Source organism: Xaviernesmea rhizosphaerae (genome assembly GCF_001938945.1).
Taxonomy (GTDB): Bacteria; Pseudomonadota; Alphaproteobacteria; order Rhizobiales; family Rhizobiaceae; genus Xaviernesmea; species Xaviernesmea rhizosphaerae.
Window position 1 is genome coordinate 253,808 of the sequence record NZ_MKIO01000040.1, and the last position, 13,886, is coordinate 267,693.

A 13,886-nucleotide genomic window follows, 5' to 3' on the forward strand; every position below is an offset into this window, starting at 1 on the left:
AACGTCCGCCCACGTGCCGCCCACAGAAGAAGCAGCTGGAGAAGACCATGGAGATGAAGGAATCGGTCGGCCGCAAGCCCACCGGGATCACCGACCAGGAAGCGCTGGATTTTCACGCGCGCGGCCGCCCGGGCAAGCTGGAAATCACCCCGACCAAGCCGATGGCCACGCAGCGCGATCTCTCGCTGGCCTATTCGCCGGGCGTCGCGGTTCCGGTCAAGGCGATCGCTGCCGATCCGGCGACGGCCTATGACTATACCGCGCGCGGCAACATGGTGGCCGTCATCTCCAACGGCACGGCGATCCTCGGTCTCGGCAATCTGGGCGCGCTCGCCTCCAAGCCGGTGATGGAAGGCAAGTCGGTGCTGTTCAAGCGCTTCGCCGACGTCGATTCCATCGACCTCGAGGTCGATACCGAGAATGTCGACGAATTCATCAATTGCGTGCGCTTCCTCGGCCCCTCCTTCGGCGGGATCAATCTGGAAGACATCAAGGCGCCCGACTGTTTCATCATCGAGCAGAAGCTGCGCGAGATCATGGACATTCCGGTGTTCCATGACGACCAGCACGGCACCGCCATCATCGCCGCCGCCGGCCTGATCAACGCGCTGTCGCTGACCGGGCGCGACCTGAAGACCACCCGCCTCGTCTGCAATGGCGCGGGTGCTGCGGCGATCGCCTGCATCGAGCTGATCAAGGCCATGGGCTTTGCCTCGGAGAATGTCATTCTCTGCGACACCAAGGGCGTGATCTATCAGGGCCGCACCGAGGGCATGAACCAGTGGAAGTCGGCCCATGCGGTGCCGACCGAGCGGCGCACGCTGGCCGAAGCGATGGACGGCGCCGATGTAGTGCTGGGCCTTTCGGCCAAGGGCGCGTTTTCGCCCGAGATGATCCGCTCCATGGCCCCGCGCCCGATCATCTTCGCCATGGCCAATCCCGATCCGGAAATCACGCCGGAGGAAGTCTCGGCCATTCGCGACGATGCGATCGTGGCCACCGGGCGTTCCGACTATCCCAACCAGGTCAACAACGTTCTGTGCTTCCCCTATATGTTCCGCGGTGCGCTCGATGTGCGCGCCACCACCATCAATGAGGCGATGAAGATCGCCGCCGCCCAGGCGCTGGCAGACCTTGCCCGCACCGACGTGCCGGATGATGTCGCCGCCGCTTATCAGGGCAACCGCCCCCGCTTCGGCGCGAACTATATCATCCCCGTACCGTTCGACCCCCGGCTGATCTCGTCGATCCCGGTTGCCGTGGCCAAGGCGGCCATGGACAGCGGCGTGGCCCGCCGGCCGATCGCCGATCTCGACCATTATGCCCGCCAGCTTTCGGCCCGGCGCGACCCGATCGCCGCCACCTTCGCCACGATCCACGAGCGGGTGCGCCGCCATCCGCAGCGCATCGTCTTTGCCGAGGGCGAGGAAGCCCAGGTCATGCGCGCGGCGATCTCCTATGCCAATCAGGGCTTCGGCACCGCGCTTCTGCTCGGCCGCGAGGACCGGATGCTGGAAACGGCCGAGCGCGAGGGAATCGACCTCGACCGCCCCGGCATCCAGCTGGTGAACGCCCGCATCTCCACCCGCACGGCGGCCTATACGGACTATCTCTATGCCCGCCTGCAGCGCCAGGGCTTCCTCTTCCGCGATGCCCAGCGCCTGATCAACCACGACCGCAACCACTTCGCCGCCTGCATGGTGGCGCTCGGCGATGCCGACGGCATGGTCACGGGGATCACCCGCAACTATGCCACCGCGCTCGACGATGTCAGCCGCTGCCTCGACAAGAAGCCCGGCCACCGCGTCATCGGCGTTTCGCTGGCGCTGTGCCGTGGCCGCACCGTGATGGTGGCCGACACGGCCGTGCATGACATGCCCTCGGCGGAGGAGCTTGCGGAGATCGCCATCGAGGCCGCAGGGCTTGCCCGCAAGCTCGGCTATGTCCCGCGCGTCGCCTTCCTCGCCTATTCCACCTTCGGCCATCCCTCGGGCGAGCGGTCGCAGCGCGTGCGCGAGGCGGTGAAGATCCTCGACGGCAAGCGAATCGACTTTGAATATGATGGCGAGATGGGCGCAGATGTCGCGCTGAGCGAAGAGGTGATGGCGCAATATCCCTTCTGCCGTCTCTCCAGCCCCGCCAATGTCCTGGTCATGCCGGCGATCCACTCGGCCTCGATCACGACGAAGATGCTGGAGCAGCTCGGCGGCGCCACCGTGATCGGCCCGCTGCTGGTCGGTTTCGACAAGCCGGTGCAGATCGTCAGCATGGCGGCGCGCGAATCCGACATCGTCAACATGGCCGCGCTCGCCGCCTACAAGGCCACGAGCTAGAAACAAAAGAGGGGCGGATGCCTGGCACCCGCCCCTTGCCCATTCATGTGACTTGGCCTGTTTATATCACCGGGCGTGTTCATGACGCCAGACCGGCGATCCGACGCATGCGGATCCTAAGCCGGCAAAGCAATCACAGCATTCAGGATTCCTGCGCGCCGAAACGATTGGCGTCGGCGCCGTAATAGGACAGGTAGCGCCCGGAAATGCTTTCGATCGGCAGGACGATCAGAACGTCGGTCGAGCCGAAGGCGTGATCGACGACGGCCTCATGGCCGACTTTGGCGCCGAGGCGGATATAGCCCTTGATCAGCGGCGGCATGGCGGAGAGCGCCTTGCGGGTGTCGATCGCGTCGAGCGGCATCAGGTTCATCGACGCGGCCAGCGCCGGCAGGGCATGGGCTTCCCATTCCCCCTGCGCGGTCAGGTGATGATGGAGGAAGGACAGCGCCAGCGCATGGCTTGCCGGATCGGTGCCGTGGAAGGAGGCGCAGCCGAACATCACGTCGATGCGGTGCTTGAGCGCATAGGCCCAGTTGCCCTGCCAGAGCAGTTCCAGCGTGCGCTTGGTGCGGTAGGCTGGCAGCACGCAGGAGCGGCCGAGCTCCATGAAACGCTTGCCCGGATGGCGGGCGATCAGCGTGTTGACGTCGAATTCGCTCTGACTGTAGAAGCCGGCGCCGCGCTCGGCGACATCCTGGCGCAGCAGGCGGTAGGTGCCGACGATCTGGTCGGTCGTGTCGCCCTCGATCGCGCGGTCAAGCACCAGAAGATGGTCGCAGACATCGTCCCAGGAGTCCACGTCGCGGCGGCGCGCAGCATGGTCGCTGGCCACGCCGGCATGCATCTCCTCGACGAAGACCTGATAGCGCACGGCCTGGGCCGCATCGACCTCGGCGGCATTGCGGGCAATCCGGGTTTCGAGCGTGCCGATGCGGCCGAGAAGATCGGCATCGGCCAGATGCTTGGTCGGCGTCAGAGCCGAGAGCATGTCCACCTTTGCCAGGCCTTCGGCAGCCGCAGGTCTTGCCATCATCATTGCATCGCTCATGATCTGTCCCCTTTGTCTGCCGTTCTGGTCCTTCAGCACGCCTTCGAGACGTCGCCAAACAGCCCCCGCTGCCTTTGCCGGCTTAAATCACGGTTTGGCGACAAAAGCATGACGACATCGGCAAGACAGGGCGAGACAGGACAGGCTCCCAGAGCGGCCCAACCGCCATCTGACTGAACAGGCTGGACTTCCTGGCGGAGCTTGCGATGCGGGCCGTGAGCCGGAACAGGACTATTGCGAACCTGACGCTATCAACGGTCCGGCCTGTCCAGCAATCTCTCCAGCAGCAGCGCGAGGGCGTCGGCATTAGCCGGCTTTGCCAGAACGGCAGAGACGCCCTCCGCCTCGAGTTGCGCCAGAACGGCGGCGTCGCTGTCGGCCGTCTGCACCACGAGCGGCAGCGGCCGCCCGTCCGGGGTCAGGGCCCGGGCGCGGATGGCGCGGATGAGCTCGACGCCGCGCCCGCCCGGCATGTTGAGATCGGTCAGCACCAGAACCGGGCGCACGGGCAGGCCGTCGCCCGGCAGCAGCGCCGCCAGAAGCGATGGCGCATCGGTGACGAGATGAACGCGGTGGCCGGCGCGCCGCAGCATGGCCGACAGCAGCATGCCCTGAACGGCATCGTCCTCGGCCACGAGAATGCCGGCCGGTCTGTCCTGATTGGCGACCGGCGGTGACATGGTCGCGGGCCCCTGACCATCAGGAGAGCGGCCAAGGGAAGACGGGCCGACAGAAGAGGGTGCCGCGGCGCGGAAGACCGGCTGGTTGTCGTTGATCGCGTCACGCACCTCGATGCCCTGCATCCGCCCGCTCAGCACTTCGATCAGCGATCGTTCGCGCAAGGGACGGACGAGCCAGCTGCGATAGCCGTCGCGGCGGTTCAGCGGTCGCACGATCCGCTCCTCCGGATTGACCAGATAGGTGCGCCGCGTTTCCACCCGTCCGAGCGCCGGAAAGGATACGAGAAGCTCATGGAAGACGGCCGCCACGCGATGATCGACGATGATGTCGGTGACCGTGCCCCCCTCCTCCAGCGCATGCCAGGCCGCGACCGCCTCGTCCTGTCGTGTGGCGGACCGGCACAGGCCGCCGAGCGTGGCGATGGTGGCGAGCAGCGCCTCGCGCGCCGGACCTTCGGGCGCCAGCACCAAGACGCGCGACGGCACGAGGAGCCTCGCCCGGTCGCGCTGCGACGTGGCGTCCCCCTCGGGACGGCAGGGGAGCTTGAGGAGGAAGGTGCTGCCCTCTCCCAGCCGGCTCGTCACGTCGAGCGTGCCGCCGAAGGCCGCAACGATGCGCCAGGCGATGGAAAGACCGAGGCCCGAGCTGTCGAGCGTCTGGCGGCCCGCCTCGCCGCGCTCGAAGGCCTTGAACAGACGCGCCTGTTCGCCATCGCTCATGCCGGGGCCGCTGTCGCGCACGGCGATCGCCAGCGCCCCGTCCTCATAAGAAACAGAAACCAGCACGCCGCCGTGCCAGGTGAATTTCACCGCATTGCCGACGAGATTGAAGAGGATCTGGCGCAGCCTTGCGCCATCGAGCAGGAGATGTTCGGGCACCGATGCATCCACGGTGGAGGCCACCTCGATGCTCTTGGCATGGGCGCGATAGGCGAGCATCTCCACCACCTGCTCCACCAGCACCCGGATTTCCGTCGGCACGGCCGTGAGCTCGAAGCGCCCGGCGGCCAGCGAGGAGAGATCGAGCAGATCATCCACCAGCCGGGAGAGCGCCGCGCCGCTGTCGCGCATCTGGGTGAGGTAGTTGCGCTGCTCCGCATTGAGCGGTGTTTCCGAGAGCAATTGCCCCATGCCGAGAATGCCGGCAAGCGGGGTGCGCAGTTCATGGGCGACGGTGGCCACCAGCCGCGCGCTCATCGGCGCATCCTGCGCAGGATAGGACGGCTCGCACGCCCCCTCCTTGTCCTCCGCCTTCTGGCCCGCGGCAAGCGCGCCGGGGCCCGCGGCCGCGTCGAGCGCGCCGCGCCAGCCGGCCCGTGCCGCGCGCGCGGCCCGGCGCAACCGTCCGATCAGGGAAAGGGCTGAGGCGTTCATAAGGACTGCATAACAGAGCAGCCTTTCGATTTCCCTTCCAAGCCCAGCCGGCGGCAGGCGATGCCGCCTCCGCAACCGTCAATCGCCCGTCTGTGCCTTCGCAGCCTTGACCCGCCGGGCATGGAGGATCTCGTCGATCACGATCGCGCCGGCGCCCAGCGTGATGAAGCTGTCCGCCAGATTGAAGACGGCGAAGGACCAGGTGGCCGTATAGAACAGCACATAGTCGATGACATAGCCATGCAGGAAACGGTCGATCAGATTGCCGATCGCGCCGGCGATGATCATGGCATAGCCGAGATGGGCGAAGAACCGATCCTTCGGTGTGCGCCGCCACAGCCAGAGCACGAAGGCGACGACGAAAAGCCGCATGCCGACGATGAACCAGCCTTCCATTTCTGACAGCATGGAGAAGGCCACGCCGTAATTATGCGTGCGATAGAGCGCGAGCATCGGCATGACATGCACCGCCTGCTCGAAGGGCAGATATTGGTCGACCGCCCATTTGATCGCCTGGTCGAGCACCAGAGCCACCAGAATGAAGAGCGCGATCGGGAGCGGGCGGGAGAAGAGCGTGGGCTTGCCGTCCGCCGTCATCCGCGCGCCTCCAGGCTGAGGAGATGGCGGCGCGCCTCGAACAGCATGACGCCGGTGGCGATCGCCAGGTTGAGACTGTCGGCCCGCCCGGCCTGGGGAATGCGCGCCAGCGCATCGGCCGCCTTGGCCAGCTCGTCGGGAATGCCCTGCTGCTCATTGCCCATCAACAGCACGACGGGCTTCTTCTTATAGTCGATGGTGCGGTAGTCCACCGCACCGGCCAGATGCGTGGCGACGATCGAGACGTCGGCCTTGCGGCGCCAGGCGAGGAAATCCGCCTGGCTGGCGCGGATCACCGGCACCGCGAAGACCGAGCCCATGGTGGCGCGCACGGTCTCCAGCGAGAAGGGATCGGTGGTCTCGCCGATCAGGATCACGCCGGAGGCGCCGGCGGCATCCGCCGTGCGGATGATCGTGCCGAGATTGCCGGGATCGCGCACCCGGTCGAGCGCGACATAGGTCTCGCCCAGTGTCGGCCGCAGGCTGTCGAGCTTAGTAAGCTTCTGCTCGAAAATGCCGACGACCATCTGCGGATTGTCGCGCCGGGTGATGGCGCCGATCACCTTGGCGCTGACCTCCAGCACCAGACCGCCCTTGGCCACGGTGCGGACGGCGACGTCCTCCACCTGCGGCTTGCCCTTGGCTTCCTTGGAGTAAACCAGGGTGCGGATGGTCCAGCCGAGCGCCAGCGCGTCGATCACCAGCTTCAGCCCTTCGGCCATGAAGCTTCCGGTCTCGTCGCGCGTCTTCTTCAGCGCCAGCGCCTTGATGTCCTTGATGATCGGGTTGGAGAGGCTGGTGATTTCCTTCACCTGGCCGACCCGTCCCGGGCCCTCCCCGGCGCGTTCATTCGTCATGGGCAATCCATCGGCTGAAGAGAGAAGTGGACAGAGCGCGGCCCGGCTCGTCGCCGGCAAGGCCTGCCTCGCGCAGAATGAGCTCGCCCGATTCGACCCGCCCGCCGGCGCCGCGCATGGTCTCGCGCATCAGTTCGTGGATCGAATAGAAGCTTGCCCGGATCGAATAGGCCGTCAGCACCAGGCCGATCGCCTCGGGCGAGAGGATGGCGCGGCAGAGGTCGAGCATGCCCGGCAGATGATCGAACAGCTGCCAGACCTCGCCATTGGGTCCCCGGCCGAATTTCGGCGGGTCGGTGAGGATGATGTCATAGCCCGAGCCGCGCCGCTCCTCGCGCTGGATGAACTTCATCGCATCGTCGCAGATCCAGCGGATCGGCAGCTCCTCGGCCCGGCCGAGCGCCTGGTTCTCCCGCGCCCAGCCGATCGCCTTCTTCGAGGCATCGACATGGGTGACCTCGGCGCCGGCTTTTGCCGCGATCAGCGAGGCGACACCGGTATAGCCGAACAGGTTGAGCACGCGCACGGGCCTCGCCCGCCTGGTCTTCGCCGCCTCCACCTGGTCCTTGACCCAGCGCCAATGCGCCAGCTGCTCGGGAAAGACGCCGACATGGCGGAAGGCGGTAAAACGGCCGAGGAAATCCGTGTCGAGCAGGCGCATCGGCCAGGTCTCGCCAAGCGGCGCATCGAGAAAGCGCCAGCGGCCCATGCCGTCCTCGTCGGTATCGCCGGTGAAAACCGCATCGGCCCGCGCCCAGACCGCCTCGTCCAGCCCCTTGGGCCAGAGCGCCTGGGCCTCGGGACGCACGATGCGATAGGGGCCATATTGCTCGAGCTTCAGCCCGTCGCCGCTGTCGATCAGATGATAGCCGGCCCCTTCCCCATTGCCATCAGCAACTGTTTCGAGGATCACCGGCACGCGCTCGGCAGGCTTGTCGCCCGTCCACAGGCGGCGCGGCGGCAGCGGGGGCATGGCCTCCCGCGTCTCGGGGGCATGGCCCTGCTCCGGCCGGCCCTTGGCCTCCGCGGCGATCGGCGCGTCGGGGCGCGGCCCGCGCGCAGGCTTCGGGACCTTGGGTTCGCTTAGGGAGGGCGAGAAGGCTTTGCCGGGGCCGCGCAGCGCGGCAGGCGCGTCCGAGCGGCCTTTGCTGCCGGCGGGTTTGTCGCCCGCGCCTCTGCTGCCGGGACCCTTCGCACTCGCGCTTTGCCCATTGCGGCTTTTCGCGTCGCGACCCTTGCCGTCGCGCTTCGTCCTGTCCTTCACGGCTGGCGTCGTCTTTCTGTCTGCCGTCGATCGCGGTGCGGATACGGCCTTCTTGTCGATGGGGCGACATAGCATCACCCGGGGGAAATGGCAAAGCTCCGGCCCTTCCCGCCGGCGGGGTCGAGCGTCTGATGTCCCCCCTGCGATCGGAACTGGCGAGCGGGATTGGCAAACGCGAATGGCCGGCGGGCCGAAGCCTCGTCGGGCGGCAGCCGGAAACGCATTGTCTTTCCGCCGAGGCTGCACGATATCTGCCCTTCCGGGCGGCGCCATGCCGCCTGCAGAGCCAATGAAGGAGAGGCTATGGAACTGTCGGGCGAAGAGCGGATCCCTCTGCCGCGCGATGCCGTCTGGGCGGCGCTCAACGATCCGGCCGTGCTGAAATCCTGCATTCCGGGCTGCGAAACCCTGGCCTGGACCTCGGATACGACGCTCGACGCCCGTGTCAGGGTAAAGATCGCCTTCATCCCCATGACCTTCGGCGGCACCATCACCCTGTCAGAGCTGCGCCCGCCCGAAGGCTACAAGATCGATGCGCAGGGCCATGGCGGGCTTGCCGGCTTTGCCAAGGGGTCGGCGGATGTCGATCTCCAGGAAAGCGGCGGCGATGCGCAGGCCGAGACGCAGCTGACCTACCGGATTCACGCAGCGCTTGGCGGCAAGCTTGCCGAGCTGGGCGCCTCGCTCGCCCAATCCAGCGCGGACCGGATCGCCCGGCGCTTCTTCGCGGACTTCACCGCCGCGGCCCGGCGCAGGATGGCCGAAGGCTGACGCAGCCGCCCCTCCTGAGCATCGGACCAGCCGAAAGCCGGCCGCCGTTTTCGGCGCGAAACCTAATGCGAGGAGGACGACGGCAGAGCGGCCTGCGGTGCGGAAGGCGCCAGTGCGGGGGCGTTTCCATTGGTCGCGCGAGGCGCCGGTGCCGGGTTTGCCTGCTGGGCCACGACGGCGCGCTTTTCGGCCAGCGTCTGCCACTTGATCGCCTCGCGCGCCTCAAGGCGCGAGCGGCGGCGATGCTTGCCCTGCTCCATCCACATGACGGCGCCACCGATCAGGATGCCGACGATGACGGCGAGGAACAGGAAGGCGAAGAGCGGGCCCGAGACCGACAGGGTCTGGTCGGAGGGATCGAACGGATTGAGCGCCAGGCGCACCTCATGCCGATTGGCGACCGACAGCACGATCAGCAGGATGGCGAGCGGCACGAACACCACGATATTGACGATGCGTCTCAGCACGTTGACGATCTCCTGAACAATCCCATTTCCTTGGCGCCGCAGCCAGCGCCAAGAGCCTGATGCGGAACCGGCCCGCGGATGATCACCCGGCCCTTCCACCTCGGCATGACGGTCAAATTAGGCTTTTCGCAAGCGGCGTCCAGCCCAGATCCGGCGCTTCTCCAGCTTTTGCCCTGCGATCGCATCTTGCGATCCCATCAGAGGCGGCAACGACGACGAAACCAAGGCTTCGCCGCGCGCGGCAAGAGTGAGACGCGCGGCACGAGCAGGTCGGAAAATCTTCAAAAACGACAGTGGCCCGGCTTTGCGCGCCCCATCGGCCTATCGACGGACGAGCCCGGACATCCCGGCGCGAGGATCAATCCTCGTCTTCGTCTTCGACCGCATCGGCATTGCCGGGGTTCAGCCGCTCGCGCAGCTCCTTGCCCGTCTTGAAGAAGGGCACCCACTTCTCCTCGACGAAGACCGAATCGCCGGTGCGCGGATTGCGACCCGAGCGCGAGGGGCGGTTCTTGACCGAGAAGGCGCCGAAGCCGCGCAGTTCCACGCGATTGCCGGCTGCCAGGGCATCGGTGATCTCGTCGAGGACGGCATTGACGATGTTCTCGACGTCGCGATGGTACAGATGCGGATTGCGCGCTGCGACGATCTGCACCAGTTCCGACTTGATCATGGTCGCCCCTTGTTCCGATATGGCTATCGATTGCGGCCTGCCGCATCGCTGCGGTCGCGGCCTTCGGCTTCTAGCGCCTGCGTGCGACGGCCCATGCCGCCACCCGCCTGTCTTCCGGCTGCCCGCGTGCAGGCATGCCAGCCTGTCGCTTATAGCCGACCATTGCCTGCAAGTCGTTCAACGCATTGGCGAAAGCCCTGCTATCGGCACCTTGCCTCAGCGGGGGTCAAACTGCCAAACGGAAACCAGACCGTCAAGAAACAACTTCTCCCGCGCCACGCTTTCAAGGCCGGAAAGACCCGGCAGAAGCGCCTCCAGCGCTGCGCGCGCCGTGGCCGTGGCGCCGAGGCCGAGGAAGCCCTTGCTCGGCGCCTCCCAATCGACGATCGTCAGCGTGGGATCGACATTGCGGCTCTTGAAATAGGCCTTGACCGCCTCGTCGCCGCCGAGCTCGTCGATCAGCTTGGCCGAGAGCGCCTGACGCCCGGTCATGATCCGCCCGTCGCCCACCTTCAGCGCCTCCTCCCGCGGCATCTTGCGCCGGTCGGCGACGAGATCGACGAACCAGGCATAGCTGTCGTCGATCATCGCCTGGATCACGGCGCGCGCCTCCGCACTCGGCGGATGGAAGGGCGTGGGCTCGGCCTTGAGCGGCGTGGACTTGATCTCCTCCAGCGAGACGCCGAGCTTTTCGAGCAGCGGCTGGATCTGCGGATATTGAAAGATGACGCCGACGGAGCCGGTGATCGAGGTGTCGCCGGCGACGATATGGTCGCCCGCCAGAGCGATCATGTACCCGGCCGAAGCGGCGAGCGTGCGGATATCGCTGACGACAGGCTTCTTGGCCGCCACCTTGCGGATCGCCTTGTAGATCGCCTCGCCGCCAAACGCGGTACCCCCGGGCGAGCTGATGGTGACGATCAGACCCTTGGCCGCATCGGTGCGGCCGATGCGGTCGATCCGGTCGAGAAGTTCGCGATCGTCCTGGATCAGGCCGGTGATGGCGATGCGGGCGATATGCGGCGCGGCCGGACCGGCTGCCTGGCCGGAGCGCCCGGCAATCCAGACGAGACCGGCCCCGGCGATGATGAGGACGACGAAAGCGACGCGCCAGAAGGTGAGTTTCCGGCGCATGCGGCGCTGCCCGGCCAGATTGGAATCGTCCATGGTGCCCCTCATCGCTCGTCCGGCTGGTCAGTTTCTGCCGACGGCCGACACTTGTGTGCTGCCATTTACACCGGATCGCAAGATTTTCGAGCCTTCCATTGTCGAGCGGTCGAAAAATCTCCATATTCCAGCCGTCCAGACGGCGGGCTCCTGGCTTACCGGGAGCGGCCGTTGGGGGCCGCCAGAACACGGAACTTCTTTTTCATGGTCAATGACGTGCAATTCGACGGCGCCCTGGCGCAGACCAGCGCTCCTGTCGCCGATGCCTATCGGCGTGCCGTGCGCCACTCCCAGCGCGTGCGCCGGCTGAAGATCGTCCTGCCGATCGCAGCCCTCGTCATCGCCGCCGTCTTCCTGGTGGTTTCCGTGGCGCACACCTTCCTGCCCGAGCATCTCAACATCGAGAGCGCAACGATCGAGGATGGCAAGATCGTCATGCAGAGCCCGGCCATCTCCGGCCGCAATCCGCAGAACATCAGCTATTCGATGAAGGCCCAGCGCGCCCTGCAGGATATCGCCAATCCCGACCAGATCACGCTGGAGAACATCCAGGCGGAAATGCCCGTCAACGATACGACGATTGCCACCGTCAATGCCAAGAGCGGCATCTATGACCGCGGCAAGAACACGCTGGATATGAACGCTCCGTTTACCGTCTCCATGAACAATGGCCTGCTGGCAGAGTTTAACTCCGCCTATCTCGACATCAATGCCGGGGAAATGCGCAGTGACAAGCCGATTGCCGTGCGCCTGAACGGTGGTTCGATTGTTGCGAAAAAGCTCGACATGACCGATAAAGGTCACAACATCATTTTCGAGGGCGATGTGAAGGTCGTGGTGGACCCGAGCGCACTTCGTAAGACCTTAAATTAGGATTTCCGTTTCCATGTCGGTCACCTTGCGCACTGCTTCCTTCGCCGCCAGAACGGCGCTCGCCGCGGGCCTGTCCCTGACCTTGGCCGCAGCGGCCCTGGCGCAGGGCGCGGCACCTTCCGGCGGATCGAGCCGGATGACGGGCATGAAGCTGTCCAACGACCAGCCGATCCAGATCGAGAGCGATCAGCTGGAGGTGAAAGACGCCGAGAGCAAGGCGATCTTTACCGGCAATGTGAAGGTGGTGCAGGGTGCGACCACGCTGCAGGCCGGCACCATGGTGGTCTATTACAAGCCGGCCAGCGGCAGCGGCGCCAAGAACACGCCCGGCGGCTCGCTCACCGGCGGCAATGCCCAGATCGACCATATCGAGGTAGACAAGAAGGTGTTCATCTCCTCCGGCACACAGCAGGCAACAGCCGACAGCGGCGTCTTCCAGATGGACGCGCAGACGCTCGTTCTCAAGGGCAAGGAAGTCGTACTGTCGGAAGGCGCAAACGTCTTTACCGGCTGCCAGCTCGACGTGGCCATGAACACCGGCGAGGCCCGGCTGCAGGCCTGTGGCGGCCGGGTGCGCATCCAGCTCGACCCGAAATCGCAGCAACAGCAGCAGCAACCGCAACGCACGACCAATTAAGCCTGCCGAAGCGCGCTTGCGCAATCGAATGGCGGCCGAGTGGCCGCGATCGATTGCGCAGCGCCGGATGGCGCGCCAGCATGCCGGCGTGATCGAGCCGATCGCCACAACAGGCCATCGGTTTTCATGACCGGCGATCGACGATATGGACCGGTCCTGCAGGCTGCAGCGCGAGGGCGATTGCCCGGCCTCGGCGGATGACCACAGTTCGAGACGGAACCCTTGTCACTCTTCTCCTTCCTCAAAGATTCGCCCCGTAAATCCGAGCCCGCCGCGCAACCGCGCGCGATCGTCATCGAGGGCGAGGAGGGCGACCGCGCCCGTTTCGACGGCACGCTGATCGCCCGCAACATCACCAAGTCCTACAATGCGCGCCGTGTGGTGCGCGGGGTGTCGCTGGTGGTGCGGCGCGGCGAGGCCGTGGGCCTGCTCGGCCCGAACGGGGCGGGCAAGACCACCTGCTTCTACATGATCACAGGGCTTGTGCCGGTCGATGAAGGCGCGATCGAGATCAACGGCAACGACGTGACCTCCATGCCGATGTATCGCCGCGCCCGCCTCGGCGTCGGCTATCTGCCACAGGAAGCCTCGATCTTCCGCGGCCTGTCGGTCGAGGACAATATTCGCGCGGTTCTCGAATTCCACGAGAAGGACAGCGCCAAGCAGGAAGCCAAGCTCAACGATCTTCTGGACGAGTTCCACATCGCCCATCTGCGCAAGGCGGCGGCGGTCTCGCTGTCGGGCGGCGAACGCCGGCGGCTGGAAATCGCCCGTGCTCTGGCCACCGACCCGACCTTCATGCTGCTGGACGAGCCCTTCGCCGGTGTCGACCCGATCTCGGTTGCCGACATTCAGGCGCTTGTGCGCCATCTCACCTCGCGCGGCATCGGCGTGCTGATCACCGACCATAATGTCCGCGAGACGCTGGGGCTGATCGACCGCGCCTATATCATCCATGACGGCGAAGTGCTGACTCATGGGCGCGCCAATGACATCGTCGCCAATCCCGACGTGCGACGCCTGTATCTCGGCGACAACTTCAGTCTTTGACCCATGCGCATGCGGCCGCGCATCTTCGCGGCCGATCTTCTCAGTTAAGCTTATATTTGTCCTGCCGCACAGACGACTTGACCTCGCCGAAA

At 65.9% G+C, this 13,886-nt stretch carries 12 protein-coding genes and 1 pseudogene; 5 read left to right on the forward strand and 8 right to left on the reverse strand.

The features are described 5' to 3' along the window. Positions 1–47 precede the first annotated feature (47 nt). Complete coding sequence (locus tag BJF92_RS20605; RefSeq protein WP_075636613.1) at positions 48–2,333, forward strand: NADP-dependent malic enzyme; 2,286 nt, start codon at positions 48–50, stop codon at positions 2,331–2,333. A gap of 142 nt (positions 2,334–2,475) precedes the next feature. On the opposite strand, the gene olsB is transcribed toward BJF92_RS20605, so the two are convergent. The 5 genes from olsB to BJF92_RS20630 form a co-directional block, all read right to left on the reverse strand. Further along, positions 2,476–3,324, reverse strand: coding sequence for a l-ornithine N(alpha)-acyltransferase (olsB, locus tag BJF92_RS20610; RefSeq protein ID WP_075636710.1), 849 nt, complete (start codon positions 3,322–3,324; stop codon positions 2,476–2,478). Positions 3,325–3,635: 311 nt separating this feature from the next. Continuing rightward, positions 3,636–5,438: a hybrid sensor histidine kinase/response regulator gene (locus BJF92_RS20615; RefSeq protein ID WP_075636614.1), complete on the reverse strand. Its 1,803-nt coding sequence runs from the start codon at positions 5,436–5,438 to the stop codon at positions 3,636–3,638. 78 nt (positions 5,439–5,516) lie between these two features. Next, entirely contained in the window at positions 5,517–6,035 is a 519-nt protein-coding gene (gene lspA / locus BJF92_RS20620) for a signal peptidase II (protein ID WP_075636615.1), read from the reverse strand. Beyond that, positions 6,032–6,892, reverse strand: a complete 861-nt coding sequence (locus BJF92_RS20625) for a TrmH family RNA methyltransferase (RefSeq protein WP_075636616.1) — start codon at positions 6,890–6,892, stop codon at positions 6,032–6,034. The genes lspA and BJF92_RS20625 overlap by 4 nt, the downstream gene beginning before the upstream one ends. After that, positions 6,882–8,156: a class I SAM-dependent rRNA methyltransferase gene (locus BJF92_RS20630; protein ID WP_075636617.1), complete on the reverse strand. Its 1,275-nt coding sequence runs from the start codon at positions 8,154–8,156 to the stop codon at positions 6,882–6,884. The genes BJF92_RS20625 and BJF92_RS20630 overlap by 11 nt, the downstream gene beginning before the upstream one ends. 303 nt (positions 8,157–8,459) lie before the next feature. On the opposite strand from BJF92_RS20630, the gene BJF92_RS20635 reads away from it, so the two are divergent. Continuing rightward, positions 8,460–8,927 (forward strand): SRPBCC family protein, encoded by a 468-nt coding sequence (locus BJF92_RS20635; RefSeq protein ID WP_075636618.1) that lies wholly within the window; start codon positions 8,460–8,462, stop codon positions 8,925–8,927. 146 nt (positions 8,928–9,073) lie between these two features. On the opposite strand, the pseudogene BJF92_RS20640 reads toward BJF92_RS20635, so the two are convergent. From BJF92_RS20640 to sppA, 3 genes and pseudogenes are all read right to left on the reverse strand, one after another. Continuing rightward, a pseudogene (locus BJF92_RS20640) lies at positions 9,074–9,394 on the reverse strand (DUF1049 domain-containing protein); the annotation flags it as partial. Positions 9,395–9,752: 358 nt separating this feature from the next. Beyond that, positions 9,753–10,088, reverse strand: coding sequence for an integration host factor subunit beta (locus BJF92_RS20645; RefSeq protein ID WP_280938395.1), 336 nt, complete (start codon positions 10,086–10,088; stop codon positions 9,753–9,755). 195 nt (positions 10,089–10,283) lie between these two features. Beyond that, complete coding sequence (sppA, locus tag BJF92_RS20650; RefSeq protein ID WP_075636621.1) at positions 10,284–11,234, reverse strand: signal peptide peptidase SppA; 951 nt, start codon at positions 11,232–11,234, stop codon at positions 10,284–10,286. 204 nt (positions 11,235–11,438) lie between these two features. On the opposite strand from sppA, the gene lptC reads away from it, so the two are divergent. The 3 genes from lptC to lptB all read left to right on the forward strand — a co-directional run bounded on the left by lptC (position 11,439) and on the right by lptB (position 13,794). Then, positions 11,439–12,107: an LPS export ABC transporter periplasmic protein LptC gene (lptC, locus tag BJF92_RS20655; protein ID WP_075636622.1), complete on the forward strand. Its 669-nt coding sequence runs from the start codon at positions 11,439–11,441 to the stop codon at positions 12,105–12,107. Position 12,108: 1 nt separating this feature from the next. Next, positions 12,109–12,744 carry an LptA/OstA family protein gene (locus BJF92_RS20660; protein ID WP_075636623.1) on the forward strand — a complete coding sequence of 212 codons (636 nt, stop codon included), beginning with the start codon at positions 12,109–12,111 and terminating at the stop codon, positions 12,742–12,744. A gap of 288 nt (positions 12,745–13,032) precedes the next feature. After that, complete coding sequence (lptB, locus tag BJF92_RS20665) at positions 13,033–13,794, forward strand: LPS export ABC transporter ATP-binding protein (protein WP_075636711.1); 762 nt, start codon at positions 13,033–13,035, stop codon at positions 13,792–13,794. Positions 13,795–13,886 lie beyond the last annotated feature (92 nt).